This window comes from Thiomicrorhabdus marina, assembly GCF_017571465.1.
In the GTDB taxonomy this organism is placed as follows: domain Bacteria; phylum Pseudomonadota; class Gammaproteobacteria; order Thiomicrospirales; family Thiomicrospiraceae; genus Thiomicrorhabdus; species Thiomicrorhabdus marina.
In genome coordinates this window covers 59,916-84,087 of sequence record NZ_JAGETV010000005.1, presented here as the reverse complement: position 1 = coordinate 84,087, position 24,172 = coordinate 59,916, and the positions used below count along the sequence as shown (strand labels likewise).

Annotated in this window: 24 protein-coding genes; 8 read left to right on the top strand and 16 right to left on the bottom strand. The window is 43.3% G+C overall.

Annotated elements, in window-relative coordinates; all coding sequences use genetic code 11:
- Window positions 1-4: 4 nt before the first annotated feature.
- Entirely contained in the window at window positions 5-2,680 is a 2,676-nt protein-coding gene (locus J3998_RS04415) for a DNA internalization-related competence protein ComEC/Rec2 (RefSeq protein ID WP_208148256.1), read from the bottom strand.
- On the opposite strand from J3998_RS04415, the gene J3998_RS04410 reads away from it, so the two are divergent.
- Window positions 2,679-3,224 carry a DUF2062 domain-containing protein gene (locus J3998_RS04410; RefSeq protein ID WP_208148255.1) on the top strand — a complete coding sequence of 182 codons (546 nt, stop codon included), beginning with the start codon at window positions 2,679-2,681 and terminating at the stop codon, window positions 3,222-3,224. The genes J3998_RS04415 and J3998_RS04410 overlap by 2 nt on opposite strands.
- Before the next feature lie 153 nt (window positions 3,225-3,377).
- On the opposite strand, the gene J3998_RS04405 is transcribed toward J3998_RS04410, so the two are convergent.
- Both J3998_RS04405 and J3998_RS04400 read right to left on the bottom strand, forming a co-directional pair.
- Window positions 3,378-5,768, bottom strand: coding sequence for an AAA family ATPase (locus J3998_RS04405; RefSeq protein WP_208148254.1), 2,391 nt, complete (start codon window positions 5,766-5,768; stop codon window positions 3,378-3,380).
- Between the two features lie 154 nt (window positions 5,769-5,922).
- Window positions 5,923-7,140, bottom strand: coding sequence for an ammonium transporter (locus J3998_RS04400; RefSeq protein WP_208148253.1), 1,218 nt, complete (start codon window positions 7,138-7,140; stop codon window positions 5,923-5,925).
- Window positions 7,141-7,262: 122 nt separating this feature from the next.
- Here J3998_RS04400 and J3998_RS04395 point away from each other — a divergent pair, with 122 nt between their 5' ends.
- Window positions 7,263-8,249, top strand: coding sequence for a 1-aminocyclopropane-1-carboxylate deaminase/D-cysteine desulfhydrase (locus J3998_RS04395; protein ID WP_208148252.1), 987 nt, complete (start codon window positions 7,263-7,265; stop codon window positions 8,247-8,249).
- Here J3998_RS04395 and J3998_RS04390 read toward each other — a convergent pair.
- Genes J3998_RS04390 through cobU form a run of 4 tightly spaced genes read right to left on the bottom strand, consistent with a single transcriptional unit; the run spans window position 8,235 to window position 11,505 of the window.
- Window positions 8,235-9,098 (bottom strand): adenosylcobinamide-GDP ribazoletransferase, encoded by an 864-nt coding sequence (locus tag J3998_RS04390; protein WP_208148251.1) that lies wholly within the window; start codon window positions 9,096-9,098, stop codon window positions 8,235-8,237. The two genes, J3998_RS04395 and J3998_RS04390, sit on opposite strands and share 15 nt — an antisense overlap.
- A gap of 21 nt (window positions 9,099-9,119) precedes the next feature.
- Complete coding sequence (locus tag J3998_RS04385) at window positions 9,120-9,707, bottom strand: histidine phosphatase family protein (protein WP_208148250.1); 588 nt, start codon at window positions 9,705-9,707, stop codon at window positions 9,120-9,122.
- A complete protein-coding gene (locus J3998_RS04380; RefSeq protein ID WP_341829243.1) occupies window positions 9,697-10,845 on the bottom strand; it encodes a nicotinate-nucleotide--dimethylbenzimidazole phosphoribosyltransferase in 1,149 nt (382 codons plus the stop codon). The genes J3998_RS04385 and J3998_RS04380 overlap by 11 nt, the downstream gene beginning before the upstream one ends.
- A 54-nt stretch (window positions 10,846-10,899) precedes the next feature.
- Window positions 10,900-11,505: a bifunctional adenosylcobinamide kinase/adenosylcobinamide-phosphate guanylyltransferase gene (gene cobU / locus J3998_RS04375; protein WP_243750590.1), complete on the bottom strand. Its 606-nt coding sequence runs from the start codon at window positions 11,503-11,505 to the stop codon at window positions 10,900-10,902.
- Between the two features lie 223 nt (window positions 11,506-11,728).
- Between cobU and J3998_RS04370 the strand changes: the two genes are divergently transcribed.
- Window positions 11,729-12,865 carry an NAD(P)/FAD-dependent oxidoreductase gene (locus tag J3998_RS04370; RefSeq protein WP_208148249.1) on the top strand — a complete coding sequence of 379 codons (1,137 nt, stop codon included), beginning with the start codon at window positions 11,729-11,731 and terminating at the stop codon, window positions 12,863-12,865.
- Window positions 12,866-12,971: 106 nt separating this feature from the next.
- On the opposite strand, the gene J3998_RS04365 is transcribed toward J3998_RS04370, so the two are convergent.
- Window positions 12,972-14,051 (bottom strand): hypothetical protein, encoded by a 1,080-nt coding sequence (locus J3998_RS04365; RefSeq protein ID WP_208148248.1) that lies wholly within the window; start codon window positions 14,049-14,051, stop codon window positions 12,972-12,974.
- A gap of 133 nt (window positions 14,052-14,184) precedes the next feature.
- Here J3998_RS04365 and J3998_RS04360 point away from each other — a divergent pair, with 133 nt between their 5' ends.
- Both J3998_RS04360 and greB read left to right on the top strand, forming a co-directional pair.
- Window positions 14,185-14,811 carry a GDSL-type esterase/lipase family protein gene (locus tag J3998_RS04360; RefSeq protein WP_208148247.1) on the top strand — a complete coding sequence of 209 codons (627 nt, stop codon included), beginning with the start codon at window positions 14,185-14,187 and terminating at the stop codon, window positions 14,809-14,811.
- Between the two features lie 33 nt (window positions 14,812-14,844).
- Window positions 14,845-15,324: a transcription elongation factor GreB gene (gene greB, locus J3998_RS04355; RefSeq protein WP_208148246.1), complete on the top strand. Its 480-nt coding sequence runs from the start codon at window positions 14,845-14,847 to the stop codon at window positions 15,322-15,324.
- Between the two features lie 6 nt (window positions 15,325-15,330).
- Here the strand turns inward: greB and J3998_RS04350 are convergent, their stop codons facing one another.
- Window positions 15,331-15,873: a hypothetical protein gene (locus J3998_RS04350; protein ID WP_208148245.1), complete on the bottom strand. Its 543-nt coding sequence runs from the start codon at window positions 15,871-15,873 to the stop codon at window positions 15,331-15,333.
- Window positions 15,874-15,904: 31 nt separating this feature from the next.
- A complete protein-coding gene (locus J3998_RS04345; RefSeq protein WP_243750589.1) occupies window positions 15,905-16,813 on the bottom strand; it encodes a bile acid:sodium symporter family protein in 909 nt (302 codons plus the stop codon).
- Window positions 16,814-17,343: 530 nt separating this feature from the next.
- On the opposite strand from J3998_RS04345, the gene J3998_RS04340 reads away from it, so the two are divergent.
- The 3 genes from J3998_RS04340 to J3998_RS04330 all read left to right on the top strand — a co-directional run bounded on the left by J3998_RS04340 (window position 17,344) and on the right by J3998_RS04330 (window position 19,708).
- The gene (locus J3998_RS04340; RefSeq protein ID WP_208148244.1) at window positions 17,344-19,017 is read left to right on the top strand and encodes a GGDEF domain-containing protein; all 1,674 of its coding nucleotides are present in this window, start codon (window positions 17,344-17,346) and stop codon (window positions 19,015-19,017) included.
- Between the two features lie 148 nt (window positions 19,018-19,165).
- Complete coding sequence (locus J3998_RS04335; protein ID WP_208148243.1) at window positions 19,166-19,405, top strand: ribbon-helix-helix domain-containing protein; 240 nt, start codon at window positions 19,166-19,168, stop codon at window positions 19,403-19,405.
- 6 nt (window positions 19,406-19,411) lie between these two features.
- Complete coding sequence (locus tag J3998_RS04330) at window positions 19,412-19,708, top strand: type II toxin-antitoxin system RelE/ParE family toxin (protein ID WP_341829246.1); 297 nt, start codon at window positions 19,412-19,414, stop codon at window positions 19,706-19,708.
- Between the two features lie 208 nt (window positions 19,709-19,916).
- Here J3998_RS04330 and J3998_RS04325 read toward each other — a convergent pair whose 3' ends face one another.
- The 6 genes from J3998_RS04325 to rnc all read right to left on the bottom strand — a co-directional run bounded on the left by J3998_RS04325 (window position 19,917) and on the right by rnc (window position 24,172).
- The gene (locus tag J3998_RS04325; protein ID WP_208148241.1) at window positions 19,917-20,324 is read right to left on the bottom strand and encodes a hypothetical protein; all 408 of its coding nucleotides are present in this window, start codon (window positions 20,322-20,324) and stop codon (window positions 19,917-19,919) included.
- 70 nt (window positions 20,325-20,394) lie between these two features.
- Entirely contained in the window at window positions 20,395-20,775 is a 381-nt protein-coding gene (acpS, locus tag J3998_RS04320; protein ID WP_208148240.1) for a holo-ACP synthase, read from the bottom strand.
- Window positions 20,776-20,779: 4 nt separating this feature from the next.
- On the bottom strand, window positions 20,780-21,526 hold the full coding sequence (gene pdxJ, locus J3998_RS04315) for a pyridoxine 5'-phosphate synthase (protein ID WP_208148239.1): 747 nt from the start codon (window positions 21,524-21,526) through the stop codon (window positions 20,780-20,782).
- A gap of 82 nt (window positions 21,527-21,608) precedes the next feature.
- Window positions 21,609-22,397 (bottom strand): DNA repair protein RecO, encoded by a 789-nt coding sequence (recO, locus tag J3998_RS04310; RefSeq protein ID WP_208148238.1) that lies wholly within the window; start codon window positions 22,395-22,397, stop codon window positions 21,609-21,611.
- 29 nt (window positions 22,398-22,426) lie between these two features.
- Complete coding sequence (gene era / locus J3998_RS04305; RefSeq protein ID WP_208148237.1) at window positions 22,427-23,416, bottom strand: GTPase Era; 990 nt, start codon at window positions 23,414-23,416, stop codon at window positions 22,427-22,429.
- 36 nt (window positions 23,417-23,452) lie between these two features.
- Complete coding sequence (gene rnc / locus J3998_RS04300; RefSeq protein WP_208148236.1) at window positions 23,453-24,172, bottom strand: ribonuclease III; 720 nt, start codon at window positions 24,170-24,172, stop codon at window positions 23,453-23,455.

Sequence of the window (24,172 nt, the reverse complement as noted above, 5' to 3'; positions counted from 1 at the left end):
AGCTTTACTTTATGCCATGCAGACAGCGCTGATGATACCATTTTGCCCGTTGTTTGCGAGTCTGTTGCACTAATTCAATTTTTTCCGGCGTGATCTTAAAATGCAGCGCACCCGAGCAAGCAGTATTAAATAACTTCGGGGCCGTTGTAAGCCGTGCGATACGTTGTAATACCTTGTCACTTGGAAAGCCGAAATGATTCTGATAGCCAGCTGAAAAAAGGATTATCTGCGGTGCAACCACATCTAAAAATTCCTTACTACTGGAAAACCGGCTGCCGTGATGGCCGGCAATAAATAGCGCCGATTGCAATTTTTCGCTTTGCTCGTCATATTCCTTAATTAGCTGTGCTTCGGCTTGCGAACCTAAGTCACCGCTAATTAGCAGCGATTGCATCGGGTTTTGTAACGATGTGACTTTTAACACACAAGAAAAATCATTGTCGTTGTTAATCCGCCCTAAATCCTGCGCTTTAGGCGCCAGAATTTCAAATTGAACACCATCCCACTGCCAAATTTGACCCTGCACACATTGCGTAATTTTTACCGACGTCTCCAGCTTATCCGCTTGACCGGAAACAATCGTTCTAATCGGCAAACTCGCAAGCAAATCAGACAAACCTCCGGCATGATCTTTATCGGAATGGCTCACAATCAACTTATCAATTGCAAGGTTTCCACGATTCTGCCAATAAGGAATTACCGAGAATTGTGCCGCAGAGAGTTTTCCCCATTGCGGTCCTGTATCGTAAATCATGCGATGCCCAGCCGTTTCAACACTTAATGCCAAGCCCTGACCGGTATCAAACAAGGTCAACCAAAAACTGCCTCTTTCCGGAATCTGCCATGTTTGAAAACTCAAAATACTCACTAACAAAGCACTTATAAAAGCAAAACTCAATGCCTGTAGTTTTCTGCGCCCCTTTTTCCATGCACGCAGATGGGCTTTTCGCTGCGAGAAGGTTAATGCTTGGATAAACCCTTGCAAGGCCTGCTGCTTAATTCGGTAATGACGAAACAGTAAAACGCCAAACAACAGAACGACATAAACGCTTAACAGCCAAAACAGATTCTGTTCAGCAAAATGACTATTGAAAGGTAAATCTTTTTGCAGACTTTGTAGCCAATTCAAGTATGCCCATAACTGTTGCCATAACCACTCATTCAATGGCAGAACCCAGCTAAAAATCGTTGGTGATAACAGAGCCAGTACAGCCGTTAAAAATAATAGCGGCAGCATAATAAAGCTCACTACCGGAATAGCGACAATATTGGCAAGAAAAGACAAAGTAGGCACTTGCGAGAAATACCATACTAACAATGGTGCCAAACCAATAGTCAAGACACTCTGTAGAATCAGCAATTGCTGCCACCATACACGCCCTTTTAACCATGGCAAACTGATAAAAATTAACGCTACTGCGAGAAATGACAACCAAAAACCGCTTGATAACACCGCTCTGGAATCAACTAATAACACCAGAAACACGGCGATTGCCAGAGCACTCCACGGTTGGAACTTGCGCCTGACAAAGATAAATAGCAACACCACCATTACCATTATCCATGCACGCTGGGTTGGAATCGCCATACCGGAGATGAGTAAGTAAGCGCTGGCAAGTAGAGCCGCACCAAATGCCGTAAAAATCGGTTGCTTAAGCCGTTCAATTCGATAAGCGCCAAGCCACCACACACCTTTGAAAAGTGCCGCTCCTAAAACAGCCATTATCGCCAGATGCAAGCCGGAAATCGCCATTAAATGCGTGGTGCCTGTCTGTTGCAGTAACTGCCAATCTTCAGTCGACATTTGACGGCGCTCACCGACTAATAAAGCCTGATAGATTCGCCAAAAATAGGCTGGTGCAAAAGCTTCCTGCCAATACTGATAAAGCGCTGTCCGCCAAACCCGCCAGTTCCAAACATTTGCTGATTGCAGTTTTATGGCAAAAAAGTGCTTACCGGTAAACATGCTTTCATCTACCGTTAATATTGCCTCGCTAAACTGCTTTTGAACTGCCTGCCAACGTTCAGCAGAATAATATGGTAGATAACCCTTGGCTTGAATGCCTCTTTGGAAAAGGTAGCTTTCATAATCTCGGCTAAAAGGATTCTGCGAGCTATAAGGCGCTTTTAATTTGACAGCCATTAACCAAGTTTCACCATTTTTGATTAATGGCATACGCCCGCTAAAGGCGTGCAGCGATACTTGAATTTTTGGTTTGAGCCAACCGGCTTTAAAGAGAGGCAAGCTCTGCTGCCGGTTTTCTTGCCATGGCATTGAGTGAACTTGCTCGACAGCCAAGGTCAATTTACGCCGTGAACGTTCACTAGCAGACAATTCTTCAGGCTCTGTCGACTCCAGAACCTTGACTTGTAATAAAAGATGTTGATTAAAGAGGTTTTGCGGAAGATTTTGAGTCGAAAAACTCTGCCAAAGCGCCCAAGTGAAGCCTATAATAAGGCCTGCTGATAAATTCCAGAACTTGTGTCGAAACAATAATAATTGATTGTCTCTAAGGCTGGAAGTCGCGTTAGGATGTAAGTTCCTATGCATTAGGGCAAACAAAACAATAACCAGTGAGCAGATTGCGAGAAACCATCCAAAATTCTCACTGACGCGATTTTCCAACTGATAGAAGTAGGTAATTGCAATAAGCCAACCGATAACAAAATAGTGAAACATGCCTAAAAAGCTTATAAAACGCTATCTCCCAAATCCAGAAAAAGTCAAAAATCTCAAGGGGTTAGGTTGGCTAGGTAGCTTATTACATAATCCCAATATCTGGCATTTACATCGCTATTCAGTAGCCAAGGCATTTTTTATCGGCCTATTTTTTATGGCTATCCCGATGCCTTCACAAATGGTTGCCGCCGCCCTATTCGCCATTTTGCTCCGCGCCAACTTACCACTCAGTGTCGCTTTGGTATGGATTTCCAACCCGATAACCATGGGGCCCATTTTTTATTTCAACTACGAAATCGGTTCCTTGATTCTTGGACAAGCCGTCAACCCAGATTTACATTTTCAACTAAGCTGGCACTGGCTAACCGAAGTTCTCGGCGAATTGTGGAAGCCGCTGTATTTAGGAAGTACGGTAGTCGGGCTGGTGTTAGGCAGCGTTTCTTATATCGCAATCCATATTTTATGGCGTATGCATGTCATTAAACGTTGGCAAGAACGTTGTGAACGAAAACGCCAGGAAAAACAACAGAAAAACCATAACTAATTTAAAAACGCCGTTAAATTAAAGCCTTTTCACTATCTAAACATAAACTTAACGTTTTTATAATTAGTTCTATCAATCTAAACTCATAAACTGATAGATATAAAAAACCCCGAACTTAGTCGGGGTTAAACAGACAACTTAGAAGATTAACCGTTAATCTTCGTCATCCTCTTTTTCATTCATTTTTTCTAACGCTTGCACTACCAATCGATTTGCTTCATCCGGTTGCTTACCACTGAGAATACCCAGCGCCTCATCGATATGCTTAATGGTATAAATCGAGAACTGGCCTTCGGCAACCGATTGACGAACTTGTTGATTCAACATTAAGTGGCTGGCATTGGCTTGCGGAATTATCACTCCTTGATGGCCGGTCAAACCGCGCGTCGAACAGATTTTATAGAAACCTTCGACTTTCTCATTTACCCCACCAATCGGCTGAATTTCACCAAATTGGTTAATTGAACCGGTAATGGCAATATCTTGGCGCATCGGTAACTCTGCAATTGACGACAACAGCGCCAATAGTTCAGCCGAAGATGCCGAATCGCCTTCTACACCGTTATAAGACTGCTCCATAACAATCGAACCACTGAAGCCCATTGCTTTGGTTTTCATGTAACGGCCGCGCATATAACCGGACAGTATCAACATCCCTTTCGAGTGAATCGGCCCTGCCATATCCACTTCACGCTCAATATCAACCACCCCTTCATCACCCGGCGAGGCTTGTGCAGTAATTCTAACCGGCTGACCAAATGACTGACGGCCGACAGTCAGAACAGTCAAACCATTTACCATACCAATATGAGTGCCGTCAGTCGAAATCAACACCTGCTTATCGGTAATAGCGCGATGGTAATACTCTTCCATCAAACCGGTATGGAACTCGCGCTGTTCAATGGTTTTTTCAATAATATCTCGGTTCACCACCAATTCGTCATTGGCACGAGCATAGGCATTCGCCTCGGCCAAAACATCACGCAAAATTGCTTTATTGGTGTACAGACGGTTTTCGTCTTCCGCCATACGTGAAGCGTACTCGATCAAACGTTCATAAGCGCTGATATCGACTTCCAGATCATTCCATTCATCGATTTCCGATACCAGCTGGCGTGCTAGAGCCATTTCGTGTTCTTGAGTACGATTCAATTCCGCTTCGAACTCGACCTGCACCTTAAACAGGCGGCTAAACTGTGCATCCAATTCTTGCAAAGCATAGAAATGAGTCGATTGTCCAAGTAATACCAAAGTCAGGTTTAATGGGAAATCCGGCAGATGATATGGCACCACGGCACTTGAAGAAGGCACTTCAAAGCTGATGCGTTTACTCATAAGCGCTGCTTTCAGATGCGACCAGATTTCTGGATCTTTCAATACCGATTGAATATTCAGCAACAAATAACCACCATTGGCCTGCTGTAATAGACCGGCTTGGTGGTTCATCGCTAAACTGACCGGATCGGTCGCCGAGGCCGCTGCCGAGTTAATCGCATAGCCGAATAATTTTGGCATAGTAGCATTTTGCTCATAAATAATCGGGGCGTGTTTCAAACCGCGATGATCGACCAATAAATTGACATCAAAACGCGACATGCCTTGCTGTTCGTTAATCATTTCATCTAAAGTAATCGCCGCCGAACTCGCACCCGAATCGGCAGTTACTTGATCAGAACTTTGATCCCAAAACAGATGCAATTTGCTGATTACCGCATTTTCCAAATCTTGCAGATAGTTGCAGATTTCGCTGGTTTTACCAAATTCCATTTTCAAGGTTTGCAACATCGGTTCCATATGGTCTTTGGCAAATTTGGTATTCAAACGTTTGCCTTCATCCATAAACTCATGCTGCATCGCCGGAAAGTGCGTCAGTGCTGAATTCAACGCCTCTTCGACATCTTGGAAAGCTTGTTCAAAATGATTTTGAATTGAAGTATCCATATTCTTCAATTCAGTGCTGCGATACGGCTTACCATCAATCATCGCCGTCAACATGAAGCTGTTTTCATTTTGGCTGATTTCTATACTGCACTGCTCGGCAATGTCAAAAGCTTCTTGTAACTTGGCTTGCTGCTTATCGGCGAGTTTGGTTTCCAATTCTTGTGTCTGTAGTTGGTAGCTATGGCCGTCAAAAAGAATAGGCAATTGCGTCTTTAACGAAGAGATAAAGCTTTCAATTTCTTGCTTGAAAGCGTGTCCTTGCCCGGCTTCCAAATACAGATATTGGGTTTTATTCGGCTCGGAAAAGTCCGACACCAACAACACATCATTTGGAATCTCTTTTTTGCGCGCCATCTTCTTCAGCATCGCTTTGGTCATACCAATACGACCAACACCAGGTTCGCCCATAATAAAAATATGATTTTGATTACGCTTAAGATGCAGACCAAAATTTAATGACTGATAAGCACGAGGGTGAAAATGCTGCATAAATTGCAGAATATTCTTGTCACGCGATGATTCGCTGATGTCATTTGGTTGCGAGAATTTTTCAGGGTCAAGGTGGGTATAGCGGTAAAGCTTAGAAGCAGAAAGTTTTTCCATAGAATTTCTTTAGGTCATAGGTGCCAAGGAATACAAAAGAAGCACGAAAATTATTTGATAAGCATTTTAATTAAGCAAATTCTAGCATGTTATCCATTAAAAAACCCGCTTGAAAGCGGGCTTATAAATCGGTCGGATGAATCTTGACTAAAGACTAAAATTCATCTTTCGGCGGATTAGCGTGCGTTTTGTGGAATACCAAATCCGCACCGCGATACTGTTCTTCCTCATCCATCGTCATCGGTGCAAATTTATTGATTAGCCAATAAACAATAAAACCGCCGATAAACGCGATAGATACCCCGGCTAAGACACCAATTACTTGTGAAATCATTGAAACGCCGCCCAAGCCGCCTAATGCAGTAGAACCGAAAATACCAACCGCAATCGCGCCCCACATACCGCATAGACCATGCAGCGGCCAAACACCTAAAACATCATCAATTTTTAGATTCTTCTGAGTCCAAGTAAAGGCTTTTACAAATAATGCGCCAGCCACCAGACCAATCACCAAAGCGCCAAGCGGACTCACTACATCGGAACCGGCACAAATCGCGACCAATCCGGCCAATGGACCATTATGAACGAAGCCAGGGTCTTTATCCGACACAAAAGTCGCCGCCAAAATACCACCGACCATCGCCATCAGCGAGTTCATCGCCACTAACCCTTGAATCCCTTCAACCGCTTGTGCCGACATGACATTAAAGCCAAACCAACCGACTGCCAGAATCCAAGAACCTAGCGCCAAAAACGGAATGCTTGAAGGCGGGTAAACATGACGGATAGAGCCGTCACTGTTATAACGATTGTGACGCGCACCAATCACTAGAATTGCAGCCAGCGCAATCCAACCGCCAACACCGTGTACGACAATCGAACCGGCAAAATCATGGAACCCGGCACCAAAACTGTTTTCTAACCAGGCTTGAAAACCGAAGTTTCCGTTCCAAGTAATGCCTTCAAAGAACGGATAGACAAAAGCAACGATAAAGAAGGTCGACACTAAAATTGGGTAGAAACGTGCACGCTCGGCAATACCACCAGAAACAATTGCCGGAATTGCGGCAGCAAAAGTCATCAAAAAGAAGAACTTGACTAACTCATAACCGGATTTTTCGGTCATTGCCTGCGTTAACTCGCCGTCAATATTAAAGCCAAGAAAAACACCGTAGGCGATGCCGTAACCAACAAAGAAATACGCTACGGTCGAAACACCGAGGTCACTCATGATTTTTACCAAGGCATTAACTTGGTTTTTATGCTGTACCGTACCTACTTCCAAAAATGCAAAACCGGCGTGCATAAATAGCACCAGAATCGCACCAAGCAGAATAAACAGTACATCCAAACTGGTCGTAAGCTGTTCCATTTATCTTATTCTCCATCGTTCTTTTTTAGCGAGCTTTCAGTTATTCTGTATTTTTCTCAACTCACTTATGTTTACGGCTTATGCCGTTTACAAATCGGTGCTAATTTTAACAGAAAGCCGCCATGCTCAAACAACAAACTACGCCATTGCAAGCGATCAAACACCCATTATTCAAGGTTCATAAAATACGGGTTTTTGTTAAAAGAGAAGACTTAAATAATAAAGAAATTCAAGGAAATAAGCTATACAAGCTAGACTTAAACTTAAAAGAACATCTTAAATATAATAAAAAATTTCTATTAACTTTTGGTGGTGCTTACTCAAACCACATAGCTGCAACAGCGGCCGCTTGTCAGCAACTTAATATTCCAGTCATTGCGGTTATTCGCGGAAATGAATTGGCGAATAATCTGCACAAATGGAGCCACACCTTACTAAATGCCAAACGATTGGGAATGGAATTTATCTTTGTCAGCAGAGCGGATTATCTCTTAAAGCAATCAGCACAGTTTATTTACAAACTACTGACGGATTACGCTTCGCAACTTAATCCAGAATTAAAACAACAATTGCAAGACGCTTGGCGGCATAAGCAAATTACCCTGTTACCGGAAGGCGGCTCCAACGATTTAGCGGTGCAAGGCTTTGCTTCTCTAACAGCTGAGATTGAAAACCAATGTGCCAATTGGACTGATCTGTTCTGCGCTGTCGGTACAGGCGCCACCCTAGCCGGACTGGTTGCAAATAGTCGCTATCAAAATCAGCGAACCCTTCATGGCGTCACCGTTTTGAATAAAGCAGACTACCTACTACCGCAAATACAAGAATGGATTAGCGCTAACCGACAATATCCGACGCTGAATGCATGGCAACTTCATCATGATTCTCATGCAGGAGGCTATGCTAAAACCGATGCTGAACTATCACATTTTGTCGATACAATTTGGCCGAAGATAACGGCAGAAACAGCGATTCAACTCGACCCGATATACACATCCAAAGCCTTTCACTGTTTTTGGAAAAAACTGAAAAATCAAGAAATTAAAAGAGGTTCCACAGTCATTTTACTACATAGCGGTGGACTGCAAGGCAGTTCAAAAAACGCGTAATACCATCAGCAGAACAAACAACAAGAGCAGTTCACTTAACTCAATCGACAGACCGGCAATATCGCCATTAATACCACCTAGTAATTTATTCGCAAAACTCCGTAACCACAAAGCCAATACGGCGAGGCTTAACAAAGCAAGCGCCGCGAAAACAACCGTAAACAGTGATTGGCTTACAAGAAAAGCCAGCAAAACCAGAGAGCTAAAGAAAACAACATAAGTAAGTAATGTCGAACTCTTCACTGCAGTAAACATATTTCGGTGACTCTCGGTCTGGGAAGCGATTACTGCGCCCTGAGATAAGCAAAGCGGCATTAAGCGCGCCAAGAAAGGAATCAGCATCAACATCACTAACCCCTGCATAAACAGAGTATCATCCAAGGGGCTAAACAATTTTACAAAAATAGCGCTGAGAAAAAGCCATTTACCTAAAAGTAACATTGTTAGCGCGACTGCCGCTCCAGTTCCAATTCGACTGTCATGCATAATCTGCAACGCTTTTTCCGGTTGATTAATTGAGCCCAGCGCTGCATCGGCAGAATCCGCCACGCCATCTAAATGCAAAGCGCCACTTAACCAAACAGAAACCAGTAACACCAAGAAAGCGAATTCATTCACTCCAAGCTGTTGCCACCAAGCAATACCACTTGCAATAAACAGATTGATAAACTGAATCACTAAGGCGAAAATTCCGACCATTAAGAAACCAAATATCAACCCGACAAGCGGCAAGTAATTCAAAATCTGGGTTTGTCTTATCGTCGAGTAAACAGTGATAGCCAAAGGTAAACGACTAAAAAACTGCAATGCGAGAATCAGAGTAAAGGCGAATTCTTTTAGTGTATGCACATTGGTTCCAAAGTTTTTAGGCTAACTGACTTTTTGGTTCTGGCGTATTTCGACTAACTGCGTGAAATACCCTTGTTGAGTTTTTTGAACTTCAAATGTCATTCTCGCCGCATAATCAATTTTCAAATTAAACAAATACTTATTTGGAAATCCTAAGATTGATTTCAACAACATTCGCTGGACACCTGAGTGGCTGAAAACCAGTAAATGCTGCGCGTCAATTTCGCACAACTTTTGCCATGCTGTAGCAATACGTTGTTGAAAATCAGTAAGCGATTCGCTTTGCGGAATCATATCGGCGAAAGGATTCTGTAAATAGAGATCCAATTGTTGCGGAAATCGTTGCTGTAAGGTCTGAAAACTTAAGCCGTCCCATTCGCCAAAATTTCGCTCGCGAAAACCTTCAAGCACGTCAACTTGCCCGAAATTTTCTTGGGCAAACTTTAGCGTACGCTGAGCAGGCGAACTGAAAACCAAATCCGCTTTTGGAAGCCCTTTAATTGCTTGCCGCATCTGTTGTTCACCCAAAGGAGTTAAAGGCGAATCGATCTGGCCGCGTAAAAAGGCATTATCGGCACATTCACCATGCCGAATAATATCAATCCGCATTCGACACGCCGGCACTATCGAAAGTCGCCATTTGATTATGCAGAGCACATGCCTGTTGCAGAAGCGGAATTACCAACGCGGCGCCCGAGGCTTCGCCTAAACGCATTTCAAACTGCAATAACGGAGTACCGCCAAGCGCTTCTAAGATCATTTCATGTGCTGGCTCAGCAGATTGATGCGCAAAGAAACACCATTCGGTAATGCGTGGCAGGGAACCGCAAGTACAAAACAGGGTTTCCGGAATTGAATATTTGCCCAGTTCCATCATTTTTTCAATCGAGTCGCAATTCGCCAGCTGATCATTGCGAGCGATAAAATCCGCCACCCAAGCAGCGACTGACGCAATCAAACCATCCACCACCATCGGCATACCGATTTGCGCACCGCGCAGATAAGCACCGGTCATGGCTGCGATTTCAAAGCCACCTAAGATTTGCAGAACCCGCAGCGGCGAAGTCAGTTGCGCTTGATGCTTAATTATTGCCTGTTCAATAAATTCCGCCTTCTGTTTTTTCTGACGGAAGCTGATTCCTGTCCCCTCACCGACCAACTCTGACACCGGCTTGCCGGACAAAACCGCTGCAATCGCCGTTGCCGCAGTGGTGTTACCAATTCCCATCTCACCGCAGATAAACAAATCTGCATTAGAATTCTTAGCGCGGTCAACAGCATCGGCACCAATCTGCAAAGCTTGTAGCATTTGCTCTTGACTCATAGCCGTTTGATGCAAAAAGTTTTCCGTACCGGCTGCGATGCGAGCGCTAACAAGATGCGGTAACGGCGCCAAATCATTAATCACACCGACATCGATAACTTCAAAATCGGCCTTAGCGAAGTTTGCCAATACATTAATGGCGGCACCACCATTGCAGAAATTCTTAACCATTTCTTGCGTCACTACTTGCGGGTATGCAGAAACCCCTTCACCGGCAATACCGTGATCTGCAGCAAATACACTGATCCAAGGCTTTTCAATTTTCGGATTCGCCGTAGCTTGCATTCCTGCCAAGCGCACCACAATCTCTTCCAATATTCCCAAAGAACCTTCCGGCTTGGTCAGCTGCATCTGCCGAGCATAAGCATCATGTTGAGCCTGTTCATCTGGTTGGCAAACGGAAGCAAAAAAATGACTGGTCACGGATAATCCTTTAAGTGTTTTTAATAAGGGTTTTTGATATTCATTTAAGTCGGCTTATTTTAACCGCATTGGCAAACCGGCAGTCACAAAGGTAACTTGCTCGACACGTTTCGCAACGTCTTGATGCAATCGTCCCAGCTCATCGACAAACTCACGGCTCAATTTACCCATCGGCACTACGCCAAGCCCGACTTCATTACTGACCATAATTAGCTTCAAGTTGGTCTGTTCTAAAAAATCTAGTAATGCTTGAACTTGTTGCTTGCGGCAATCCGCCTCGATGATATTCAGCATCCATAAAGTTAAACAATCGACTAAAACCGCACTTTGTGTCGGTTGTGCAAGCTTGTCCTCAATTTCCGCTAAACGTTGCGCCAGACACAATGGCTCTTCGAGAGTCTGCCACTCTTCTGGACGCCGACGTTTATGGTGGGCAATACGTTCTAGCATCTCAGTGTCTTCAGAATCTTGAACATTTTCACTTGAATTAACATCCGCTGAAAAAGTACACGGCGCCGTTGCCAAGTAATAGACTTTACCAGTGCCATCTGTCTGTTTTTGCCATGTCTGTATGAGTTGCTCGGCGTAGGCGCTTTTGCCCGAACGCGCACCACCAAGAATAAGGTGCCTACTTACATTAAGCGTTTCTGAATCAGCCAATTTTGCGCTTCCTGAATTACAAATTTTGCTTATTTTAAATCAACAAAAAGTTTTATCGCTCTAATCTCAGCGACTACCGTAATTTCTTTTGTTTTAGACTCAGTTAAGACTTTGTAATTAGCTGTCCTTTATCACTTTGATAAATTATTTAAATAACGTGATAAACAAAACTAATTTAAAATAATTCAACTAAATTATCGCAATCAAAGAAAGAGGTTTAATCATGTCTGCCAATGCCAAACTGACTGTTCTCGGTAGCGGTTTTGCCGCACTTACTGCTGTCAAGCAACTTCGGAAACGAAACCCTACTGCAGAAATTACCGTGATTTCGCCTAGTGCAGAATTCGTGTATTTACCAAGTATTATCTGGATTCCGGCCGGTATGCGCCAAGGCAGTGATTTGCGAATTAATCTAGACAATTTTTTTAGCAAAAACCGAGTTAAGCATATTGCCGCTAAAGTGCTTGGAATCACGGATGATGGTAGACAAGTGCTAACCGATAACGGCAGTTACGATAATGACGGCTTAATCATTGCATCCGGCGGACGTTTTATCAAAAAGTTGCCGGGGATCGAGCACGCTATTACCCCATGCGAAGGGATTGCTGCCGCAGAAAAAATACGCGACCGCTTAGCAGCAATGGATAGTGGAACCATTGCTATTGGTTTTGGTGGCAATCCGAAAGAACCTTCTGCTATGCGTGGCGGGCCGATGTTTGAATTTCTATTCGGCATCGACACCCTATTACGTAAGCAAGGTCGTCGCGATAAATTTAAGCTGATTTTCTTTAATCCTGCACCACAACCGGGTAAACGTTTAGGCGAAAAAGTTCCGCAAAACGTTACCAAGATGATGCAGAAAAAAGGCATTGAAACCAAGCTAGGCCACAAAATGGTCGGCTTTGAAGAGAATCTGGTAAAAACTGAAGGCGGAGAATTTGCAGCCGATTTAATTCTGTTTATGCCGGGAATGACCGGTCCTGCCTGGCTCGCTGATACCAATCTACCGAAGTCGGAAGGCGGGATGATTGTCGCCAATATGTTTGCTCAAGTGCAAGGCATGCAAAAGGTATATGTAGCCGGAGATGCCGGCAGTTTTCCGGGGCCGGATTGGCAAGCCAAACAAGCGCATGCCGCCGACTTGCAAGCGAAAGCCGCAGCAGAAAACCTAACTAAAGAACTGAAGGGTCAAAGCGACTTCATCGAATTCAAACACGAGTTAGTCTGCATTATCGATACCCTAAGCCACGGCGTTTTTGTCAAGCGTACCGACAAAGGCACCACCCTATTGCCGCCATGCCGACTATTTCATTGGGCGAAACGTATTTTCGAAAAACTGTATTTAAGACAATATCGCTAATCCAGCCAACAACTTGCCGCTTGCGTTTCAAGCAATCGGTAAGTTGTTAACCTAAAGACGCGCACAACAATTCCCGCTTAACTTCAGCGAAGTAATCATTTCACCTCTAAACAACCACATCCACCTGTTGCACCAAGCCTGCTTGTCCTGAACTTTCAAATAAAAACACACTGCTAGAACGCACCTGCGCTTGAGTTTGGTTATTTTCATCCTTATGGCTAAATTCCGAGGCCACAGAAGACACGCTAATCGCACCAATGTCCAAAGTCATTAATCCATCTAACCGCTGCATACCATTTTCATCAAGATGATAAATTTGCAACTGCGCAAATATCGGATCATTTTCATCAATCCAGCCATTTTGATCCTGGTCATAAACGGCTAGCTCACTGAAACCATTACCGGTTTGCGCACCAAATAACTCTTTTCCGGAGTCAATCACTCCATCAGCATTTTTATCCAGCACCAAATAACCACTGCCGCTTTGCATCATTTTTAACTGCTCATTCTCGCCATCCAAGTCGATATCCACTGCAAAGGACTGCAAACTAAGTTGCGCAGGCTCACCACCAAAGCTGACCACTAAGGGATCTTGTGGAACCGCTCCGCTTTCGAGCGTAAATTGACTCTGGCTAATAAATTGACGACTCTGCACGGTATTAAGCGCAAAATCAATTTGTCTGCCATCCGCAGTGCTGACCGAACCACTTGCAGAAAAACGCATTTTTTCACTTTCAATAAACTGTTCGGAAATCGTCGTGCGCATGCCTTGGGTAGAAAAATTGCCGAAAATAGGATTTATTGAGCGACTCTCAGCATTCAGCCCAGACATTTTTTGAGCGCTCTGTACGTCAGCATCTGTGTTATAGCCATAAACTTTTAATTTATAAGGTGCGCCGGTAATACGCTCCATCACGGCTTCAACTACTTCGATCATTTTAAGTAGATGCGCCGGCAATTTGCTTTCAGAATTGTTAGTGCCGTCGATTGGAGCGGATAGATTAACCGCAAGTTCTTTTTGGCCGATATTGAAGCGAGTGCTATTCACAGCTTCCTGCACGGTAATACTCGGGCGGGAACTCATATCACTCTGATTAGTAAAACGTTGCTGTTGAATAGATTGCTGTTGTTCTTGGTAAAACTCTCGTTGCGCGCTAAGGCTTAAATTCTGGTCGATAATCTTCATTACAGTCTCCTAAAATCACCGTTAACCGGCTTCCCTTGTGACTGTCATTTTTATGTGCTATCTATATCGGCAAGATTTGCTAAAAGATAAGCTTTTTTCAATAATGGTCTTTCAACCCACTGAGGAGAGCAGAATGCATCTCACCAAGCTTGTTAGATTCCTTCCTATCATTCTTACAATTTTTTACTTGCAAGGCTGTTCTCAAGCTGAACACACAAAACTACCCGATGATGCGGTCATTTTAGCTTTTGGTGACAGTCTGACCGCAGGCTATGGCGTTTCCAAACAGCAGGATTATCCAGCGGTATTGGCAGAATTAACGCAGCGTAAAGTAATTAATGCTGGTGTTTCCGGCGAGAAAACCGCTGACGGACTGCTGCGTTTACAAAAACTTCTGCAAAAAACAGAACAACGCATTGATTTGGTGGTGCTATTGGAAGGCGGCAATGACATCCTACGAAACAAACCCTATTCACAAACCAAATCCAATTTGGCTGCCATGATTGAACTATTGCAAGCTAAAAACATCCAAATTTTGTTGGTCGGCGTGCCGGAAAAGAAACTGTTTTCAGACAGCGCGCCCTTCTACAAAGAGCTGGCCGAGCAGTATCAAATTCCTTTAGAAAACGAGATCGTCAGCGATATTATGGTACGCGCGTCGTTGAAATCTGATTATGTGCATTTCAACCAGCAAGGTTATCGCGTGCTGGCTGAAGCAATTCAGCAAAAATTAGTCGATAGCGGTGCACTTCAAGATTAGAATAGCGGCAATTCCTAGATAAATTGGCAGGCAATGAAAAGTAGACTGATTACCAAACAAGGCTTTGAAAAACTTCAACAAGAGCTGGATTATCTTTGGCGTAAAGAACGTCCAGCAGTCACCAAAGTGGTCTCGTGGGCGGCCAGTCTCGGCGATCGTTCGGAAAACGCCGACTATATCTACAATAAGAAACGTCTGCGCGAGATTGACCGCCGAGTGCGTTTTCTTCGCAAAACACTCGAAAACATCACGATTGTCGAATACCACCCTCAGCAAGAAGGCAAAATCTTCTTCGGCGCATGGGTAGAACTGGAAGATATTGACGGCAATGAACTGCGTTTTCGGATTGTCGGGCCGGAAGAAATCTATGGTCAAGAAAATTATATTTCAGTCGATTCCCCAATGGCGCGCGCCTGTCTGAAAAAGGAAGTGGATGACGAAGTCATTGTGCCGGTTCCGGCCGGTAAGAAAAGCTGGTATGTGATTAATATCGAATACGAAACCGGCAAATAAAAAGGATTAATAGCGTTCGATAGTCGGATACCAATTAGATGCTTCCGCCTCGCTAAACAGCTGTTTGAACTCTTGCAACATCTGCTCATCCCACTGCACATCTTTAGCTTTGGAACAGCCGCCTTTCTGCGCCAGTGAGCGGCTAAAAAGGTGTTCGAAATCCACTTTATAGTCGCGATAATCGGGCGCAATATACGTTTCGATATAGTTATTCGCGCTGACTGAATATTTAGTAATAAAAAGTCGATTGACCTGATTGAAATATTTAGCGACACTTCGTCCTCGACAACGTTTGCCGAAGGCATCATTCAACAGCGCCGATTTCACCAGATTGGAATGCAAAACCGCTTGCGGATCTTCGCTGTTTTCGGTTGGCACATCGGCCTTTGGAAATGCTTTTAGCGCAAGCATGTCTTGGCTTTTTTGCAAGGATTCCTGCTGTGCGAACGCTAGAGAGCTTGTTCCCATAGTAAGAGCAAAGGTGATCGCAACAAAATAGCGAACCAACCTTAAATTACATTCCTTGTTAAATACGCTTAGCTGAATCAATTTCACACCTCGTTATTTGAGCCCGTTTTTTCTAGCGTTTGTCTTTGCGTTGCCAATATGCCGCAAACAACATCCCGGATAAATTGTGCCAAAGGCTAAAAATCGCCCCCGGTAATGCACTGGCAGCAGTAAAGTATTTTAGTGCCAACGCCACACTCAAGCCTGAATTCTGCATAGCTACTTCAATTGCCACCGTTCTGGAAACAACCGAATCGTACCCCATCCAACGGCTCAAGCCATAACCGGCTAACAAGCCGCCTAAATTATGCAAAATAACGGCCAAAACCAATAAGAGACTAAGCGCAGCAACGTTATTCTGATTTAGTGCCACCACTATAGCAATAATCAAAGCAATTGCCCAAGTTGCTATATGCGGTAACCAACCACTAATTGCAATCACTTGCTCAGTCACAAAACGACGCACCAACATTCCCAGAAATATCGGTACCAGAACAATTTTTATCAACATTAGCAACATTGAACCAGCCGGTACATCGACTGAATTTTGTAGATAAACCCAAGTTAACCACGGCATTAACAACACCGCCAATAGAGTCGATAAAATAGTCATAGACACTGACAAAGCCACATTACCACCAGCCAGATAGGTCATAACATTGGATGCCGTTCCACCGGCTGTCGCACCTACCAAAACCATGCCAATCATCCACTCTTCGGGTAGGTTAAAACTCCATGCAAGCAAAAATGCGAGCAAAGGCATCCATGTAAATTGCAGAAGCACGGCCGATAAAGCCAATTTGCGTGCTTGCCAAACTTGGTGAAAATCTTTCAAAGCAAGCGTTAGCCCCATGGCAAACATAATGGCAACTAATAACGGAACAATCCAAGGTTTTAAGTTAGCGAAAAATTCCGGTGCTAAGGCGCCAAATATGGCACCTAAAATAGCAAGAAATGGAAATAGTAAAAAACTCAGTGGCATCTTATAGGATTATTAGCAATTTTCAGAATCGCCATTGTAGCAACAAGCAGGCTTTAGGAAAACGCAGAACAAGTCCAAATGACTTTAGGCAAAGTAAAATTTTACAAAGCCCCTGTCTCGACTTACCCCTTCAGGCGTCGAGTTCTTCGTTTCTCGACTTACCCCTTAGGGCGCGAGTTCTTCGTTTGGGCGAGGCCTTGAAGAGTAACTTCGTTGTTAGCGTTCTCAACCATAGCTAAGGCTATGCTTCTCAACCGCTGCCTAGAATTTATCTCTTCAAACTCCTCGCTGAAGTCAATGGGGACTTATTCTGTGTTTCCTTAGGAAAACGCAGAATAGCAGTATTGGTTATCAATCTGAATGCCATAACATCGGAATAAAAGTGAACAGTTTTAACATAAATTAACTTTTGTATAGAAGCCTAAAAAATAAGTCTTTTTACTTAATTACATTAATTCTAATACTGCTATGATAGCTTTTGACTATTTCTGCTAATCACATTTCATCGTTTCTTTGCCTAGGGCTTGTGCATGTCAATCTTAAAAAAACAGAACAGTACAGTAAATTTAAAAGAGCAAATACTGCTTTTTATCGGCATTTTTTTGTTAATTAGTGCAACGGTCATCGCCCTTTTCTTAAGCTGGTACCTTGGACAGAGCAAACTGGAATTTGCAAATTACCAAACCCAAGAACTCAACTCTTTAGAACTTTATCAACACGATATTGCTAATGAATATAATTCAGTATTAGCGGATTTAAACATTCTCTCTAGCTTACCGCAGATGCAAAACGACAAAAACAATGACAAAGTGAAGCGAGAGTTACAGCTTATCTACCAAAAATTTGCCGAAATGCGTCATCGCTATAACCAAATTCGCTATCTGGATAATGACGGCAATGAACTTATCCGCGTCAACTACAACCAAGGGCAGGTCTATGTTGTTCCTGACCATGAACTGCAGAAAAAGCAACATCGATACTATGTCGAAGACATCAAACAGCTAAAAGCAGAACAAATCTATATTTCGCCGTTCGACTTGAATATCGAGCACAAAGTTATCGAAGAACCCTATCGCCCGATGATTCGTCTCGGCAAACGGCTATTTGATGCAAACCATCAACCAAACGGCATGCTTATCATTAATTACGAAGGCAAATACCTTCTAAAAACATTAGAACACGGCCACCAGATTCTCAGTGAGAAGGCTAAATTAATGTTGCTAAATCAAGACGGTTATTGGTTAAAAGCAAGTGACCCTAAATTGGAATGGGGCTTTATGTTCTCGCACAAGAAGGACTTGACCTATAAGGTTTTATATCCCGATGTCTGGCAAGCCATGTCAGAAAACAATGCCGGTCAGTACGAAAATAAGGATGGACTTTATACTTTCGAAAAATTTGACCCACTGAATCCCTCTGATAAGAAAGAACCGCATAATTTACATAAACTTATATCAACAGTAGGACATCAAAACGCCACTTGGATTCTCGTTTCGCATCTGCCCCAAGATGACTATCACGCCCAGACCAATCAAACCGTCCAAGACAATCTGCTTTATCTTTTGATATTAGCCATTGGCTCGGTTTTAGTTTCCTTTCTACTGGCACGCTATCAATACGAGCAACATAAACTTGTTAACCGCAATAAATTTCTAGCCAATCACGATCCTTTGACAGGCCTATATAACCGTATGGCACTTGACCAGGAACTGCCATTAAAGCTCTCTGAGGCGAATAAAAGCGATAAATGTTGTTGCGTTTACTATATTGACTTAGACCACTTTAAACCTGTCAATGACAACTTCGGACACGATGTTGGCGATGAAGTGCTAAAAATTGTCGCTAATCGACTTAGAGGCGTTATCCGCAAGAATAGTGATATGGTCATCCGTTTAGGTGGCGATGAAATTATGGTTTTGGCCTGTAATTTAGACGATCCAAAAAAGAAAGCAATATTTGGTAATAAACTCATGTCTATCTTTAAAAACCCAATGAATGCGAAAGGTCACACCTTTAAAATTGGTGCAACCATTGGCTGTGCCTGCTATCCAAACGACTCAGGTGAAATAGACCAATTAATCAAAATGGCCGATACGGCTCTCTATCACGCCAAACATCAAAATAAAGGCTCACTAAAAATTTATTCAGAGCTAAGCTTAGAAGAACGTAAACTCGTGAATGATATTGAGCAAATGAAGCTGTGAATTCTGAGGTTGGAATTTCAAAATCTGTTTAATTTGGAAAAATGCAAAAGACCTTTGAGGCGATTTCAAACATACCCATTTGGGTAAGATTATTTCACCCGAATCATGTGTATGATATAATCATACACTCGTTTTTAGGAGTCTAGCGATGCATAGAAAAACCATTACATTGACCGATCAGCAAGATAGTTGGATTAAAAGTCAGGTTGAACTTGGTCACTTCGGAAATGATTCAGAATGTATTCGTAGTTTATTGCGAAAAGAAATGTTGCGTAATGAAGCAGAGGCTGAGCTAAGTCAGATGATTGATGATGCGGAGAAATCTGGTTTGAGTGAAAAAACGCCGAAGATGGTTTGGGATTCGGTGGTATCGAGCATGAAAGGCTAATTCTTGGTGCGAGAAATTATACTTACGAAAGAAGCTGAAAAAGACCTTGAAAATATTGCCAGATATACGATTAATAATTTTGGATTGGTTCAGGCCGAAAAATACTATTTAGGCATATCAAACGCCCTTAATACATTAGCTCAACATCCTGATCTTGGGCTTAATTGTACGTCGTTGAAGCCAGATTTAAGCCGATTTATTTACCAGTACCATACGATTTATTTCACATCAGATTTATATTGCTTGAAAGTACAGCGAATTCTTGGCCAAAAACAGGACCCGCTGCGTCAGTTTTCTGAATAACGGTAAAATATGGAATGAGAGCTCATTTAACTTCGACGGTGTTTAACACTTTTCCAACCAACTACCAAATTTTGAAATTAATAAATCTAGAGTCAAAAAACATCAATTTTCAACTCTAGAATTCACTTGCCCCATTAAAATAATTGCAACACAGCCTAACTCCTAATTCGGAATTTCCAATCGCTTAGGGACGAGCAAAATTTGTATATTAAAGTTCGCCGGCAGTAGAAAGCGTTTCAAAAGCCGTTAAATCAAAAAGCAAATTGCCTTCTTTATCCACGCTGAAACTAACCTTATCTTGCATCACACCGGTTTCATGCAAGCCCATACAGCCTTGGAAAATAATCCACTCATATTCAAAATGCATAACAAAATCACTATCGGCTTTATACGCAACGCTTTTTACCAACATGCCCTTGTCATAATAAGCTAATTGGCTGATATAACTTAAATCTCGAACTAACTTGCGGTCAATTAAACTGAGATTCTGCTGCATAAACTCTGCAATCTCGGAACACAATGACGCTAACGCTTGTTGATTTTGTTTTTCCTGCTGACTGATGATTTGCCACGCTTGTTGTGCATTCGGCAAAGGCTTTTCAAATGGATACTTCATAACTATATGATGGGGTAAAGGTGCTAATTAAATAAAAACGCCGAAAATCGGCATTTGGTTTACGCACTAACTAAGTGCTTTGCGCAATCACATAGGCGACTGAATAATGCTTTTCGTCACTGACACTAATATGCCAGTCATCAGCACTAATCGCAGCGGCGCGTTCTTTAGCCGCGCCATTCAAAACTAAATACGGCTGACCGCTCGGATGATGAGCAATGCACATCTGCTGAAAAGTGACGCCTTGTGCAATACCAGTGCCTAAAGCTTTGGCAACCGCTTCTTTAAGCGCCCAGCGCTTGGCTAGAAAAGCTTCTGGAAAACGTTTTTGCGCCAATTCCTCTAACTCGCTTTCCGACAAAATCCGTTTTGCGAAACGTTCCCCCTGCTGCTGATACAACTTGGCAATGCGCGCAACTTCGATAATATCGGTGCCGATGCCGACTATCATGGACTTAGCCTAGATACGCTTGTTGACGTGCTTCGACCATCAGGCGCTTCATTTCACGCACTGCGTCCGGCAGACCTGAATATACCGCTTGCGCAATAATTGCATGACCAATGTTCAGTTCCTCAATCTCCTTAATCGCAGCGATTGCTTGTACATTGTGATAATGCAAGCCATGCCCGGCATTGACCACTAGTCCTTGTTTAACAGCAAACTCAGTTGCCTGTTTGATACGCGCCAACTCTTTGGCCACTTCAGCCGGTTTATCCAACTCTGCATAGGTGCCGGTATGTAATTCAATAACGGGTGCGCCGACTTCTTTTGCGGCCAGAATCTGTTCTTCATCCGGGTCGATAAATAGAGATACACGACAACCGGCTTCTGCCAAACGAGTACACACTTTGCTCAACCATTCTTTTTGACCGGCAACGTCTAAACCACCTTCTGTGGTCAACTCTTCACGTTTTTCCGGTACCAAACAGATGTCTTCCGGTTTGACCGCACAAGCGATTTGCACCATCTCTTCGGTGGCAGCCATTTCAAGATTAACTTTGGTTTGGCGAACTTGGGCAATGCGCAACACATCTTCATCTTGGATATGGCGACGATCTTCGCGCAAATGCAAAGTAATCGAATCCGCACCAGCCATTTCTGCATCTAGCGCTGCTTTAATCGGGTCTGGATAACGCGTACCACGAGCTTGACGAAGAGTAGCGACATGGTCAATATTCAAACCAAGATAAATCGGATTCATGATGCATTTCCTGAGTAAATTAGTAAATTGTGAATTGTGAATTGTGAATTGTAGCAAACACCACCCACCTAAGTGATAGCGTTTAGTTATTTCGATTCAATTTGCCAGAAGGTTTTTGTAATAGTGTTTTGGCAGCAATCGGTTTTTTACCGAGAAACGGCTGTAGAGCGATACTAAGTAATTGGCGCAGAGTCTTTGCACATGCTTTTGCTATTTCAATCTCTTCGACAGGAACAATCAATAGCTCTTGCAATGACAGGATACAAGCACCGGAAACTTGAAAAGAATGATGCGAAAGCTGCCAGTCACCTTCAATCAATTCAAATCCGAACTCAGGATAAAACAGATAATTTTCATTTGCTTTAATTTCGTGACCGGATAAATCTTCTTCTAAGGTAAAACCGTGCCCAAGCACATTTAGTAGACGTAACTCAAACCAACGCAGGATTTGCGCCTGCTTGAGACCTTGTACCTCACCGTCTTGCAGTTGGAGCTGGGTCAAATACAGTAGCGCATCGGCATAATCTTGGTAAAGATTATCAAAGGTAACATTCGGATAGAGTAAGCGATACATTAACTCATTGATATACATAGCGCAGACTGCACTTTGCCCTTCTAGCGGCAAACGCATCTTGCCATTTTCAATATTCTGTAAAGAGACTAAATCGGAATGCGCTTTTTCTTTCCAACTTAAATCGAGTTCTTGAAACGGTTGTAGAAGAGCCGCTTTAAGATGCGCTTTTTTGGAACCGCGAACGCCACGAACAATCGCATTGAATTTACCGCGCTCAGCGCAGAAAAAGGTGACTAAGGCACTGGTTTCTTTGTAAGGACGACTATGCAGAACAAAAGCGGAAACTTGCTGATACACAGTCGCCTCGCCGAATTGAAAGCAGAAAATTAAGAGCTGTAATTATCGTTGTAACCCAAACTGGCCAAAGCACGTGCGTCGTCCGACCAATTCTCTTTCACCTTAACCCAAAGCTCAAGGTGAACCCGTGCGTCCAGCAAGTTATTGAGATCCTTACGAGCTTGCGTGCCGATTTTCTTAATAACTTGACCGCCTTTACCGATAACGATTTGTTTTTGCCCCGGACGCTCAACCAGAATTAAGGCATGAATAATCCAACGGCCCTCGTCTTCATCAAACATAAACTGTTCGATTTCGACCGTCGCGCCGTAAGGTACTTCATCTCCCAAAGTACGCATCAATTTCTCGCGAATGATTTCCGCCGCAAGAAAACGAGTTGAACGATCCGTGACATAATCTTCCGGGAAAATCGCATTCTGTTTCGGCAGAAATTTTAAAATTTCCTGTTCAACCGCCGGTAAATTAATTTTTTTGTAAGCGGAAATTGGTACCAATGCGGTAAATTCGACTTCTTTAGCAATCTCCTCGATAAACGGGAATAGCTCTTCTTTGTTGGCAAACTTATCAACTTTATTTACGATGAGCAGAATCGGCTGTTCGGTATTTTGCAGCTTTTTGGCAACCGCATTATCTTCTTTGGTCCAACGCCCTGCTTCCACTACAAACAAAATCACGTCTACATCAGCAAAAGCGCTGTTGGCAGTGCGATTCATATAGTCGTTTATGCTTTTCTTACCGCCAAGGTGCATACCAGGAGTATCCACATAAACAATTTGATGTTCGGCAGTAGTATGAATCCCGTGGATACGGTGACGCGTAGTTTGCGGTTTATGCGAGGTGATGCTCAACTTCTGCCCAAGCATCTCATTCATAATGGTTGATTTACCAACATTTGGACGACCGATAACCGCCACGAAACCGGATTGGTAGTCAGTTTCGACGCTTTGGTCCTGTTCAGCCTGTGCCAAGATTTGCTCTAAAGACAAACTTGTACCCTTATCTGATTGATCTTGACTCATGACTTTTTCCTACCAATTAAGTGACAAGGTGTGTCGTTAAGATTGCTGTTCTTCTAGCGCTTGAATCGCTGTATCAGCTGCTTTCTGTTCCGCTTTACGACGACTTGAAGCGGTCGCTTCAAATTTAGTATTCAGTTTTTCAACATAACAACTAACGGTAAATTCCTGCGCATGCGCCGCACCGTTAACACTGATAATACTGTATTGCGGTAAACTCGAATTCAATGCCTGCAACATTTCTTGCAAACGCGTTTTCGGGTCTTTACCGACCTTTTTCGGATCTAATTCCTGTAGACGTTTTTCATATAAACGATGCACTAATTCTCGAGTCGGTTCCAAACCACCGTCCTCATAAACCGAGGCGATAATCGCTTCCACGGCATCGGCGATAATCGAATCACGACGGAAACCACCGCTTTTCAATTCGCCCGGCCCCAGCACAAGATAATCGCTTAATTCGTACTCGCGCCCGATTACCGCCAAGGTATCACCTTTTACCAAATGCGCACGCACTCGGCTCATATCGCCTTCCGGTAGCTTGCTAAACTGATGAAATAGCGCATCGGCAATAATGTAATTCACTAAGCTATCACCCAAGAATTCTAAGCGTTCGTTATTACGCGACCCCACACTTCTATGCGTCAAAGCACGCTGTAATAACTGCAAATCTTGATATTGATAACCCAGTTTTTTAGAAAGCTGGTTTAGCTTTGCCGTGCGCTCAAGATCAAGTTTTGGCGGATTGTTAGCAGCCAT